At 30.1% G+C, this 13,234-nt stretch carries 10 protein-coding genes and 1 pseudogene; 9 read left to right on the top strand and 2 right to left on the bottom strand.

What is annotated here, in order from left to right; all coding sequences use genetic code 11:
- Window position 1 precedes the first annotated feature (1 nt).
- The 3 genes and pseudogenes from AVBRAN12654_RS08820 to AVBRAN12654_RS08810 all read left to right on the top strand — a co-directional run.
- Window positions 2-2,065, top strand: coding sequence for a flagellin (locus AVBRAN12654_RS08820; protein WP_336614317.1), 2,064 nt, complete (start codon window positions 2-4; stop codon window positions 2,063-2,065).
- 233 nt (window positions 2,066-2,298) lie between these two features.
- Window positions 2,299-2,475: a hypothetical protein gene (locus tag AVBRAN12654_RS08815; RefSeq protein WP_336614316.1), complete on the top strand. Its 177-nt coding sequence runs from the start codon at window positions 2,299-2,301 to the stop codon at window positions 2,473-2,475.
- Window positions 2,476-2,623: 148 nt separating this feature from the next.
- Window positions 2,624-2,779: pseudogene (locus AVBRAN12654_RS08810) on the top strand (type II toxin-antitoxin system mRNA interferase toxin, RelE/StbE family); the annotation flags it as partial.
- Between the two features lie 181 nt (window positions 2,780-2,960).
- On the opposite strand, the gene corA reads toward AVBRAN12654_RS08810, so the two are convergent.
- Together corA and flgE are read right to left on the bottom strand one after the other, a co-directional pair.
- The gene (gene corA, locus AVBRAN12654_RS08805; RefSeq protein ID WP_239803124.1) at window positions 2,961-3,920 is read right to left on the bottom strand and encodes a magnesium/cobalt transporter CorA; all 960 of its coding nucleotides are present in this window, start codon (window positions 3,918-3,920) and stop codon (window positions 2,961-2,963) included.
- An 84-nt stretch (window positions 3,921-4,004) separates the two neighbouring features.
- Window positions 4,005-6,497: a flagellar hook protein FlgE gene (flgE, locus tag AVBRAN12654_RS08800; RefSeq protein WP_336614315.1), complete on the bottom strand. Its 2,493-nt coding sequence runs from the start codon at window positions 6,495-6,497 to the stop codon at window positions 4,005-4,007.
- 107 nt (window positions 6,498-6,604) lie between these two features.
- On the opposite strand from flgE, the gene AVBRAN12654_RS08795 reads away from it, so the two are divergent.
- The 6 genes from AVBRAN12654_RS08795 (at window position 6,605) to AVBRAN12654_RS08770 (ending at window position 13,208) form a co-directional block, all read left to right on the top strand.
- Window positions 6,605-7,273, top strand: a complete 669-nt coding sequence (locus AVBRAN12654_RS08795; RefSeq protein ID WP_214118900.1) for a hypothetical protein — start codon at window positions 6,605-6,607, stop codon at window positions 7,271-7,273.
- A 106-nt stretch (window positions 7,274-7,379) separates the two neighbouring features.
- Entirely contained in the window at window positions 7,380-8,546 is a 1,167-nt protein-coding gene (locus AVBRAN12654_RS08790) for a glutathionylspermidine synthase family protein (protein ID WP_336614314.1), read from the top strand.
- Between the two features lie 9 nt (window positions 8,547-8,555).
- Window positions 8,556-9,614, top strand: coding sequence for an iron-containing alcohol dehydrogenase (locus AVBRAN12654_RS08785; protein WP_336614313.1), 1,059 nt, complete (start codon window positions 8,556-8,558; stop codon window positions 9,612-9,614).
- Window positions 9,611-10,543 carry a D-2-hydroxyacid dehydrogenase gene (locus AVBRAN12654_RS08780; RefSeq protein ID WP_214118912.1) on the top strand — a complete coding sequence of 311 codons (933 nt, stop codon included), beginning with the start codon at window positions 9,611-9,613 and terminating at the stop codon, window positions 10,541-10,543. The genes AVBRAN12654_RS08785 and AVBRAN12654_RS08780 overlap by 4 nt, the downstream gene beginning before the upstream one ends.
- Window positions 10,533-10,979: a hypothetical protein gene (locus tag AVBRAN12654_RS08775; RefSeq protein ID WP_336609061.1), complete on the top strand. Its 447-nt coding sequence runs from the start codon at window positions 10,533-10,535 to the stop codon at window positions 10,977-10,979. Before AVBRAN12654_RS08780 ends, AVBRAN12654_RS08775 begins: the two co-directional genes overlap by 11 nt.
- A gap of 96 nt (window positions 10,980-11,075) precedes the next feature.
- Window positions 11,076-13,208 carry an autotransporter outer membrane beta-barrel domain-containing protein gene (locus AVBRAN12654_RS08770; protein WP_336614312.1) on the top strand — a complete coding sequence of 711 codons (2,133 nt, stop codon included), beginning with the start codon at window positions 11,076-11,078 and terminating at the stop codon, window positions 13,206-13,208.
- Window positions 13,209-13,234: the final 26 nt, after the last annotated feature.

The raw sequence follows: 13,234 nt of genomic DNA, 5'->3' as shown, positions 1-13,234 counted from the left end.
TGTGAGAGCGGCGGATTTAACAGGAACTGCTAGTGTAACATTTAAAAATGTTGATGGTATTAATGATGTAACAATAGAACCTGTAAAACTTACAAATGGTAAAGGCGATGTGAGTGCTAGCACAGGTCTTGGAGCGTTAGCAGAAGCAATCAACAAAGCTAGTGATAAGACAGGTATTAAAGCTAGTGTAACTGCTATTTCAACATTTGAGCAACCTATTAAAGCTGGTGAAACTACTTCAAATTTCTCAATTAATGGTGTAAAAATCGGAACAGTAAGCGTTCAAGAAAAAGACGCTAATGGTGCTTTAAGAGCTGCTATTAATGCTGTTAAAGATCAAACAGGGGTTGAGGCTTCTGTAGATACTAAAGGAAGACTTGTTTTAGCTAATAGAGATGGTAGAGGGATTAAGGTTGAGGATAATGTGAAGGTTCCTAATGGTGCAGATGATGTTCATTCTTTAGTAGTAAGAGATGCAGTAAATGGCAACAATAAAAAAGGTGTGGATTTAAGTACAGCAGATGCTTGGAATGCTAACGGGGCTAATGGTAGTATTTTAGTTGGAGAAAATAGCTTCGGAGATGTTAAGAATGCTCATGGAGTGCAAGATGCTGCTATTTACAACGATGGTTTAACTAAGACTAAGCAAGCTACTGCTGCAAGTAATGCTTATAATGCTTTCCATACAGAAGAGCAAAAGGCTTTAGATAAATTTAAAGATGCAGCTATTAAGGCTTTAGATGCTTATATAGGTGGAACTGCCGATACAGGTAAAGATCTAGATAAAGTTAAGGGTAATGCTGCTGCTGAAAAACTTAAGGATATAATCAAAAATTCTACTAATTTTGCAGATATTACTGATAAGCTAGATGCTTTTAATACTGCTCATAGTGCTGCAATTCTAGCAGCTAATAAAGATGATTTACAAACTGCTATAACAGCTGCAGCTCAAGATTATGCAAAAACAACAACAACTGCTGCTAATAAAGAATTAGGTAATCTTGCAGCTTATGAACAAAAAGATGATGTAAAAACTGTAAATGACGAGCTTGATAAATTACAGAAAAAATTAGCTGCTGCTGCTCAAACTACACCTACAAATATGGCAGCGGTAAAAACATTAGGTACTGATGTAGATGCTTATGTAAAAGCAGCTAAGGCTGCAGGGACTAAAGAAGTAGATTTTGCTAATCTTGATGTGGCTGCTATAGGTGCGGCAAGATTAGCAAATACAGCATTTAATAATGGTGCTAATCCAACTACTGCTAAAGAAATTACCGATTTGTTTAATAGTTTAAAAACTCAAACAACTAAGGCTGATGCTAACGCTACTATAGATAAATTAACTAAAAAATTAGAAGAAGTTGTGAATGCAGCAGATGGTAAAGCAATGAATACAGCAGAAGCTCAACAAGGTATGGTAGCTCACTCATATTTACAATTCTTCGCTGGTGTTAAAGCTGGACTTAATGAGCCTGATAACGCAGGTCTTAGCTCAATTATAGGACTAAATACAACTAACTCAACTAATATGGGAAGATTAAGCCTAGTAGCAAACAACGGAAGAGATATTCAAGTTGAAGTTAAAGATGCTAATGGTTTCGTATCAAACTCAGCTTTAGGATTTGATAAAAATGTTAGTGAAGCAACAGTAAGCTTAAGAGAAACTAATGCAACAATTAGTAGAGCTCAAGCAGATGCTATGGGCTTTAATAACGAAGAGTGGCAAGCAGGAGATAATGGCGATAACCAAAACGGCTACGCAGCAGGTGTTATGACATTAAAAGGTGCACAAGCTATGATGAATATTGCTGAAACTGCTCAAAAAGCTCTTGAAGCAATTAGAAGTGACCTTGGTTCTGTCCAAAACCAACTTGTTTCAACTGTTAATAATATTTCAGTTACTCAAGTAAATGTTAAATCAGCTGAAAGTAATATTAGAGATGTTGACTTTGCATCTGAGAGTGCTACATTTAGTAAACACCAAATCCTAGCTCAATCAGGTGTATATGCAATGAGCCAAGCTAACGCTGTTCAACAAAACGTAATGAGATTATTACAATAGTTTTAAAGGTGCAATGCACCTTTAAAAACGCATTAAAGATTATTGCGTTAATAATTGAAGTTTTTAAGATAGCATTAGCTATCTTAAAAAATGACTAAGGTTATTGCAATAATCCTAAGGGGAGCACTCGCTCCCTTTTTTAAATTTAAAAATCAATTTCCCAATTTAAATTCTTTAAAACTTTATAATTTAAACATATTTAGTATAAGATAACGATTATAAAAGGAGTTAAGATGAAAGAATTTAATTTTGATAACGCTGTGAAAAATCCATATATAGATAAAAATTTAAAAACACAAGAATACCAAGAAGAAAGACGATTAGTCAGTCAAACTATGGCAAAAATGGAAAAAGAGTTAGACAAACCAGAGATTTTATCAGTATTTAAAAGATTAAAAGAATTAGATTAAGAGATTTCGCTAAAAGCTTGATAATTTAATATGCTATAAGATAACGATTACAAAAGTAACAAATATGAATGTAACAATTACAACAAATAATAATCCGTATTTTTAAAGGCTTTAAAATAGATTTTAAAAACCAAGTAAAGAAGATAAAAATCTAACGCTTGATATTATTAAACGCCTTGCAAATGATGAAGTCTTAGAACTGATTTATAAAAACTACGCATTGCAAGGGGTTTTAAAAGATTGCAGAGATTGTCATATCAAAAATGATTTAGTGCTAGTGTATAAAAAGATAAAAATATATTAATTCCAACTTGCATTAGCACTATAAATCATAGCAAAATAAATAATTTAACATAAATTAGATTTTAGCGATATATTTTTATTGTAATTATTTTAAGGTGCTATTCTTAGCACCTTTTTTATAAAAACTAAGCAAAATCAAAAAACTATCATAAAAAATATTTATGATTGTTTTAAATCCACCCTTACAACCAGCGTTTTTTCTTAAAAAATATAATAGGTATTATTGTAGAGATTATCATTAGGCTCAAGGTTATAAAATACCCATATTGGAATTTTAATTCAGGCATATTCTCAAAGTTCATTCCATAAATTGTCCCTATTAAAGTAGGCGGCATCATAGCAACGGTAACAACGGTAAAAAGCTTTATGATTTTGTTTTGTTCTATGTCAATTTTGCTAGTTAAAATCGTCTGTATATTATCTAAAATCCCAAGTTGCGAAAGGCTAAAATCTATTAAAGAATTTAAATCTTTTAAAATTATGTCTAAATTCTCTTTAATATGAACGCCTATTTTATCGCTTTTAATAAGTGATGATAAGGTCTTTTTCTTCTCAAATAACGAATACCTAATCTGCATATTTAAATCTTGAAGATTTGAAATCTTAGCAAGGTAAAAATCATAATCAAGAGCATTTTTTTGCTCTAAAATCTCGGTTTTTAGCAATCTTGAAACCTTATCAATCCACTCTAGCACATCTCCATCTTTATCCACTCTCATATCAAAAATCTCGCTTAATATCTCATAGCCACTTTTATAATGAGTTGGATTTGCTAGAATTATGTTTTCTACAGAAGCAAAGGTCGGAATTTCTCTAGCACGGATTGTAAATAATACTTTTTTATTTAGTAAAAATGTAATCGTATCTTTTGTAGTGGTTGTTTGATTTAGAGCGTCTTTATTTAAAAACACATTATTAATAGTAATAGTATCTTGCTCTTCCCAATATCTCGCACTTTCTTCTATGTTGTATTTTTCATCATCGTTTGGAATTTTAATATTAAAATTATTTTCTATATAAGCAATCTCATCTAGGTTGAAATTAAACAAATCTACCCATAAAGTATTTTCAGGTATTTCTTCATTGATATTAATAGTGCGTTTTAATACATTTAAATTGTCTTTATAATAAATAAAAAGCATAAAAATCCTTTATAAATTTTAATTATTATAATGAAAATTTTGAAATTTTAAATAGGATTTAAGGCTAAGCTTAAATCCTAAGAATTATTGTTTTAATTGTAAAAGTGTGTTAAGCATTTGATCACTTGTAGTAATTGTCTTAGAGTTTGCTTGATAACCCCTTTGAATTACGATTAAGTTTGTTAGTGATGTGCTTAAATCAACGTTAGACATTTCAAGGCTACTTGCTTGGATTTTACCACGACCACCTGTTGTAGCAGCTCCGATTACTGGCTCACCTGAGTTTGATGTTTGAGTGAAAACATTGCCGCCTTCAGCTTCTAAACCTTCGTTGTTTGTAAATGTCGCCATCGCAATTTGTGCTAGACCAAAGCTTCTACCATTTGTAAAGCTTCCGATGATTGTTCCGCTTTCATCAATTCTAATTCCGTTTAAGTCCCCACCACTAAAACCATCTTGAGAAATACCACTTGTATTGCTCTCTCTATCATAACTTGTAATTCCATCAAAATCATTTGGATTACCGAAATAAAAATCTATGTTTTGATTAGGAGTTGAGCCGTTGTTTGCTGTAAAGCTTACTGAACTTGGGCTAAATCCTTGTAATGAACCATCGCTATTAAATCTAATTGTTCCTGTTAGGACATTTTTTGGACCTTCGCCACTAATGTTGATTTCACAAGGCTCTGGAACTTGAATTACTATTCCCCACTCTGTGCCACCATCATCTGTGTAGCCGATTTTTGTAAAGTCATATTTGATTGAGTGTTTTGTCCCAAGTGAGTCAAATATATCAATACTTGAACTATGTGCGCTCATATAAAGCCCTTGAGTTTGACGAATTCCATCTCCACTTGTAAGTGCTCCTTGCATACCTTGCATTGTTTTCATAAACTTATCGTTTTCATTAACATTATTTGCCGGATTTGTTAGATTGCTAATGCTTAAGAACATATTGAAGTCATCTTCATTGTTGTTTGCATTTGCCGGAGTTTTTACATCAGGGTTTTGCTCTATAAATGTAGCTTGTTCTTGTGCTGTTAATTGATCCCATGCGTTTAAACCATGTCCTGGTTGATTATTATATTTAATTCTAGCTCTTTCGTTGATTGCTTCTGTGCTCATATCAAATACATCACCATCATCAGCATTAAATGCGTCTCCTTTAGGATTTTTGATAACGAATTGTCCTTTAGCATCTACTATGATTTCAACTCCATCATTTTTAGTCCCATTTGTGCCCCAATCAGCATCAGTTACTTGTCTTCCATCGTAATTTACATAAAGCCTTGCATCTTTTTGCATAGCTTCTCTTAAATCTTCTGTGGTATTAAATGTTCTTTCCATATTAGCATTTAGTGAATGTGCTGTATTAGTTGGGTTTGGATCATAAGTATATTGATAAGCAGTAACTACTTTAATACTAGCACCATTACCATCATTATGGTCTAATACATTTCCATTTGCTAATAAACCGGTGTTATCAGCTTGACCACCATTTCCTGCTTTTAGAATTATATTCTTCATAGCCGCTGTTGTGCCTTGCTTATTATCATTTACTAAAATAAGTCTATTTCCATTTACTATATCAGCTCTTACACCTGTTTTACCACTTACTCCATTAATAGCAGTTGCTATATCAGCTACAGTTGAAACACTAGCAGCTATTTGAGTGCCATTAATTTCTATATTTAATGTAGCAGCAGCAGCAAATTTACCATTGTTATCAATTTGATTATTATTAGCACCCAATGTTAATTGCCCAGTTCTAGCTTCTGCATAACTAACCCAAATTCCTTGACCTTTTCTAAGCCCAAGACTTTCTCCACTAGCATTGAATAATACCCCCATATCAACGCCACGCTCATTTAAGCGTAATTCACCATTTTTGTTTGTAATAAAGCTATTTTGTGAAACATCGTTTTCTTTATGCACACCTGCATCAACCTTAATACCATCGCCGTTTATATTAGTCCATTCGTGATTGCTATCTAGCTGATAGATTGGAGTTTTTTTATCACCTATGCTATTACCTGAATTTAGGTTTGCTTTTAAGCTAACTAATGTTGTAGGATTTGCAGGGGTTGTAAGACCTGGTTTTATTACTATATTTCTAATTGGAGAAGTCGTATCAACTTCGCCTGTAACTTCATCTCTTAACCAGCCTTGTGCTATATAACCATTATTATCAACGAAGTTACCATAAGCATCGCGAACGAAGTCCCCGTTTCTTGTATATTTATAAGTTTTACCACCATCAGGGCTTACTACGAAAAATCCATCGCCTTGGATAGCTAAGTCTGTGTTTTTCTTTGTTGTTTGGATACTTCCTTGAGCAAAAATCTTAGTAATTGAGTTAATTTGAGTTCCAAGTCCAACTTGCATAGGGTTTTTACCACCTAGCTCTCCTTGTGGAGCTGTTGCAACTTTGCTTGTTTGGTTCATCAAGTCGCTAAAATTTGCACGAGAGTGCTTAAAGCCTGTTGTATTAACGTTTGCTATGTTATTACCTTCTACGTCCATTGCTATTTGGTGTGCCTGAAGACCTGATACTCCAGACCAAAGTGATCTCATCATTTTTATATCCTTGTAATTAAATTCTCTAAGCAAGTTTTAGCAAAAGGTGTTCCAATTTTATTTTTTTATATTAAAATGTTTTTTAATACCGAAAATAAGGGGATTTTGTGGATAGTGTAAAAAATAATTTTAGATTAGATTTAATAAAGTGCTTATCAAATACAAGATTACAAAGTTATAAAGACTTAGACGAGCATTTTAAAAATCTTAAATTAATTTCAAAATTATCCCCAAAAATAGGCATTTTAGAAATAACTTTAAGAAATTATTTAAATGATATTTTGGCAAAAAAGTTTAATAATGATGATTGGCTTTTAGATTACGAAAATGAAAGTATAAAAGAACAAATAAATAAATTATATAAAAGCAAAAAAAGAACACCTACAAAAGATGAATTATTAAGCAATCTTACGCTAGGAACGATAATTAAGATTATTGAAGATGAAAAAATTGAGAAGTATATATTTTCAGATTTAGACTTAAAAAGATTTGATAAGAATAATAAAAACTACATAATAATAAACGGGCAAAAGACTAATATATTTTTAGATAATAAAAATAAAGCATTATTAAAACTATTTTTAAGTCTTAGAAATCGTGCAAGTCATTTTGAGAATTTATTAAAAATGAGAAATAACAAATATTCTAATATTAGTTATAAATTATATGAAAATTGCTATATCAGTATAAATCCAAGAAATTTAGAAAGATTTTTAGATGATTTGATAAGTGATTTTAATGAAGATTTGATAAGCAGAGTAAAACTCTGCTTTTAAGAGTGTCAAGACCACTCACGAAATACATTTCATAATATCAAAAAAAAATTAATCATAAAAGCTTTATCAATGTTTGTTAAAATCAGCTTTTATTAAAAGGAGAAAAATGAAATTTTTAAATATTCAAAAACTAAGCACTGAAAAGCTAGAAAATATGGGTTTTACTTGGCATACAAATGAAGATAAAAAATCATATGTAGATGATAAATTAATAATAATTAGCGAAGATGAAGCAAATAATTATTATAACGCTTGTAATGAGCTATATGATATGTTTATAAACGCAGGTTCTTATGTAATTGATAATAATCTTTTAGATAAACTTGGCATTCCTTTTAATTTACACGAAGTTGTGAAATTATCTTGGGAAAATGAAGTTCATTGGCATTTATATGGGCGTTTTGATTTAGCTGGTGGGCTTGATAATTTACCTATTAAATTGCTTGAGTTTAATGCAAATACTCCAACGGCACTTTTTGAAACGGCGATTTTACAATTTGAGCAATTAAGAATAAATAATTTAGATGAAAGCAATCAATTCAATCACACTTATGAAGCAATCGTTGATAATTTTAAACGCTTATCAACTTTAGATGAAGATGTAAGTAATTTTGATGAAGTATATGAAGGCTGGAAAATACTTTTTACAAGTGTAAAAAATACTGAAGAAGAGCTAACTACAAGATTACTTATGCAAATGGCAAAAGACGCTGGATATGAATGCGAGTTTGCTTATATTGAAGATGTTGAATTTAGCGAAGATGGAGTGTTTTTAGCTGATGAGAATTATGAGTTTTGCTTTATGCTAATTCCTTGGGAAATAATAGCTATTGAAGAAAGCGAATTAGCACATTTACTAACAAAAATAATTAAAAATCAAAAAGCAATTATCCTAAATCCTGCTTATACATTATTATTTCAAAGCAAGGCTATTTTAGAGATTTTATGGCAGCTTTATCCAAATCATAAATATTTATTAAAAACTAGCTTTTTACCACTTGAAAATACTAAACAAGTTAAAAAGCCGTTTTTTGGTCGTGAAGGTGCAAATGTTACGATTTTGGACAAAAATGGCGAAATAATTACAAAAAATAATGGAGATTATGAAAATAACGGATTTATTTATCAAGAATTTGCAGAACTTAACGAATATAATGGCGAGTTCTATCAAGCTGGGGTATTTTTTGCCTACGAAGCGTGCGGACTTGGATTTAGAAAAGGTGGAACTATTATAGATAATTACGCACAATTCGTAGGACACATTATTAAATAAAGGAAAAATATGCAAGAAATTCTAAGTCTTACTTCATTTGTAGTTGATTTTGATATTAAAAAGAATTTAAAACAAGAATTACAAAATTATAAAAATATTTTAGTTATTGCTGGAGTTACGGCATTTGCGAAATTTAAAGATAAATTAGAATACGCAATTAGTGGCAATTATCATCTAACGCATACTAAAGAATGCTCGTTTAATGATATTAATAAAATTATAAATGAATGCAAAGGCTTAGAATTTGATTTAGTCTTAGCAATTGGTGGTGGTAAGGTTTTAGATACTTCAAAATACATAGCAAATGCTTTTAATCTAAAAATAATTACTATACCAACAATCGCTGCAACTTGTGCTGCTGTATCTGCTCTATCTGTTATTTATGAAGATGAAAAGTTTAAAGAATTAGCGCTTTTTAAAGAACCGCCTTTTAAATGTTTTATAGATTTAGAAACTATTAAAAACGCTCCTAAAAGGTATTTAATAGCAGGTATTGGCGATACGATGGCGAAATTTTACGAATTTGATTTGCAATTAAAATATGCAAAAGCTAATAATATAGGCGTAAATTACTCAAATTCTTTTGGCAAAATTTGTAGTAATTTGTGCGTAGATTTAAACTATGAATATGCAAAATCTTTAAATGATGATTTGAGTTTTAAAAATGTCGTAATGTCAATAATAGTAAATACTGGTTATGTTTCACGCTCAATTAATATTGAATATAATGGGGCTTTTGCTCACGCAACTTGCTATGCGATAAGTTATATTAAAGAAATAGAAAAAAACTTCTTGCACGGAGAATTAGTAGCATTTGGTATTTTAGTCCAATTACTAATTGAGAAAAAATATAATGAATATGAAAAATTGCTTAAGTTTTACAAAGAAATCAATTTACCTACTAAAATAAGTGATTTTATAAAAGAAGATGAGTTTTTAAAACATATTGACAAAATAGCTAGTTTAGTCTTTGCATCTAGCGATGTTATTAATCTAATTAATCGTGGTTTTATAACAAATCTTGATGAGATAAAAAATGCTTTAATTTATAAAAAGGAGAAAGAATGAAAATTGTATTTTTAGACGCAAACACCTTAGGTGGAGAAAACATTGACGCATTTAAAGAATTTGGCGAAGTTGTATTATATGAAAAATCATCGCCTAATGAAGTAGTAAAAAGATTAGAAAAATGCGAAGTAGCAGTGATTAATAAAATCAAAATGAGCCGTGAAGTTATGCAAGCTTGCCCTGATTTAAAACTAATTTTAATTAGTGCAACGGGTATGAATACGGTTGATTTGGTTGCAGCAAAAGAATTTAATATCGTAGTTAAAAATGTAGCAGGTTATAGCACAAAAAGTGTGGCTCAACATACTTATGCTCTACTTTTATCATTAATGAACGAAACTCTTTATTATAATGACTACACAAAAAAAGGCAATTGGGCTAAGAGCGAACTATTTTGCGATTATTCAAGAAGAATTTACACAATAGAAGGCAAAACTTGGGGAATTATAGGACTTGGAGCTATTGGAAAAGAAGTTGCAAAAATAGCACAAATGTTTGGTGCTAATGTGATTTATACAAGTCTTAGTGGTAATAATAACAATGCTGATTTTAAAAAAGTTAGCTTAGAAGAATTGCTAAAAAATAGCGATATTATAAGCATTCACGCTCCACTTAACGACAAATCATATAAATTAATCAGCGAAAAAGAACTAACAATGATGAAAGATAATGCGTATTTGCTAAATCTTGGGCGTGGCGGGATAATTGATGAAGTAGCACTCGCAAAAGCAATTGATAGTAAAAATATCCGCGTTGGGCTTGATGTTGTAGAAGTTGAGCCAATGAGTGCTGATAATCCTTTATTAAACATAAGCAAAAAGCAAAATCTAATAATCACCCCACACATAGCTTGGACTGCTTGTGAGTGTGTTACAAGGCTAGTGGCAATGATGGTGAATAATTTAAGAGATTTTTTAAATGGTAAATAAGATTTACTTAGGGCTAATTTTAGCCCTATTCTTTAGCTCTTGTGCTAAGCAAATTCCAACTACAACTATAAATCTAACTATTAAAAGCGATATTATTAAGTTTAAAGGACAAGGTTTTTTAAAGGATAATAAAGGTGATTTAAGTCTTGATTTATATACACTTGGAAAATACATAAATACTTTTAAAATCAATGAAAAAATATGTTTTAACAACGAATGCTATACCAAAAAAAGCTTTAATGAAAAATTCTTTGGCAAATGGTATTATGATGATTTATTAAAAGATATAATTTTATGTAAAAATATATTTTCTAAGAAAAATTACTCAAAAACTCAAAATGGTTTTACTCAAATAATTGATGATTTAACTTATGTTGTTGATGATTTAAAATGTGAGTTTTCTTCAAAAAATATTATCATTAAAATTAATAAATAATAAATTTTATTATTCTATAATAATTTTTTCCTAATAATCTAATAAAATTTACAAAAAAATATTATATTTAGATGGAATTTATAATAAGGAGAAATTATGAAAAAAGTATTATTTTCATCGGTTTGTGCAGTGGCACTACTAGGGACAAATGTATATGCAGTAGAAAATAGTTTAAGTAATAGTTTAGAAACTTTTTTAAGTCAAAAAACAGAGTTAGAAAGCAAGATTAAAGAGCAAAATACTCTAATAGATAATGCCAATAAAATTTTAACTTCTGCAAAAGATACAAAAGATATAAAGCAAAAAGCTTATGACAGTACTGTAAGTAAGGTAAAAGAATTAAAACTAGAAGAATCTAATAAAGAATCATTGAAAAACAAAATTAATGTGGAATTACAAGGTTTAACTGGCACTGTTGATGATTTAAGTAATAAAAATACAATTTTAACAAGTACAATAAGTGATTTAGAAATAAAAATTAAATCATATGAAATAGAATTACCTAAATTAGATGAACAGTTAAAAACTGCAAAACAAGAAGTGGTTACTATAGAGAAAAAACGCAATGAAGCACATGCAAAAGTTTTGGAAGCAAATAAGCAAAAAAATGAATTAGTAAAAAAAGAAGATGAAATAGGAAAAGAACATTTAGCGTTGCAAGAAAAATTTCAAAAAGCAAGTGAAGAAGAAAAAATACTTCTTAAAGATCAATTACAAGCAAAGGAAACTGAATTAAATGAAGCTAAAAAAGCAATTAATGATTTAGACGAAAAAAATAAAGATATATTAATAGCTGGAGATTTAGCAGACAAAGAACTATCAAATGCAAGACTTAAAGCAAAAGAATTAGAAAATCAAAAATATTCAACAGAACAAAAACAATTGAATGATAAATCATTATATGATAATAAAAAATTAGAATTAGCAAACATTCAAAAAGATTTAGAAACAAAAACAGCAGAAAAAATGATAGCTAAAAGTAATTTAGAACAAGCAGTTAAAGATTACGAAGATGCTAAGTTGGCTGTAGCTAATGCTAATAAAGCACAAGCAGATGCTCTAGCTGAGCTTGATTTAGCAAATATAAATTTAAATGAAGCTATAAATGGATTAAATACAGCTAATAAAGATTTAGAAAACTTAAAAAAAGAATTAGAAAGTATTGAAGCAAATATTACAAACAATACAGAAGAAGGTAAAAAAGTTAAAGACCAATTAATGTCAAGTGGTATTTATACGGCTAATACTCAAACTCACGCTAACGCATTAATCAGTTTAGCAGCTTCACACAATGGAGATTTAAGCAATGCAGCTCCTGAAGTAAAAGCACAAGCACAAACCTTAGCAAATCAAATAGCTACAACAATTTTAGATGAGAAAAAAGACGATATAACAGCAGAAGCTCTAAGCACTTTAAATGTTCAAATCAATAATATGAATAAGCGTTTAGGTGAAGTGCGTGGTTTAAATGCGGATATTGGGACTTGGTTTAGAATTTATGGTGGTCGTTTTAGCAATGGTAACAATAATTTCAATTACTATTCAACCCAAATTGGTGCAGATAAAAAAACTAGCTTAAATAATGCTGATATTCTTGCTGGTGTGCTATTTGGCTATGATAAAATCAATGCAGGTGTAAGAGCAAAAGATACTAGCGTAGGAGCGTATTTAAGTTATATTCACAATGATGGATATTTTGCTGATTTGGTATTAAAATATATAAGAAGTAGTTATGATAGTAAATTTGTTGATGTTAAATCTCAAAATTCATTCTTAGTTAGTGCAGAGGGTGGATATAGATTTAATGTAAATAATAATTTTTATCTTGAACCAAGCCTTGAGATAATCACTGGATATATCGGCAAATACGAATCAAGCTTAAAAATCTTTAATAAGTTTAAAATAAATGTAGATGCTCACTCTCCATTAATATTTAAACCACAAATATTTGCAGGTTATAGCGTAAATGATTTTACATTTAGAGCTGGTGTTGGGGCAGTAATTGATACTCAAACTAAAGAAGCAGACCTTTTAATTGGCGATATTATAAAAGGAGTAAATGCTAAGGTAAAAAGCAAATTAGGAGCTAGCGATAGAGGATTTGTAAGCGTTGGCACAGCATATACATTTAGCGATAATTTAAGATTGAATTTAAGTGTTGAAAGAAGCTTTGGCACAAAACTTACAAATGATTATGAAATAAACTCAACCATTAGATATACATTTTAAAATAAAGGGCTTTAAGCCCTTTTTTA

Source organism: Campylobacter sp. RM12654 (genome assembly GCF_020137585.1).
In the GTDB taxonomy this organism is placed as follows: Bacteria; Campylobacterota; Campylobacteria; order Campylobacterales; family Campylobacteraceae; genus Campylobacter_E.
The sequence above is the reverse complement of the archived record's forward strand: the minus strand, read 5'-3'. Positions and strand labels throughout refer to the sequence as shown.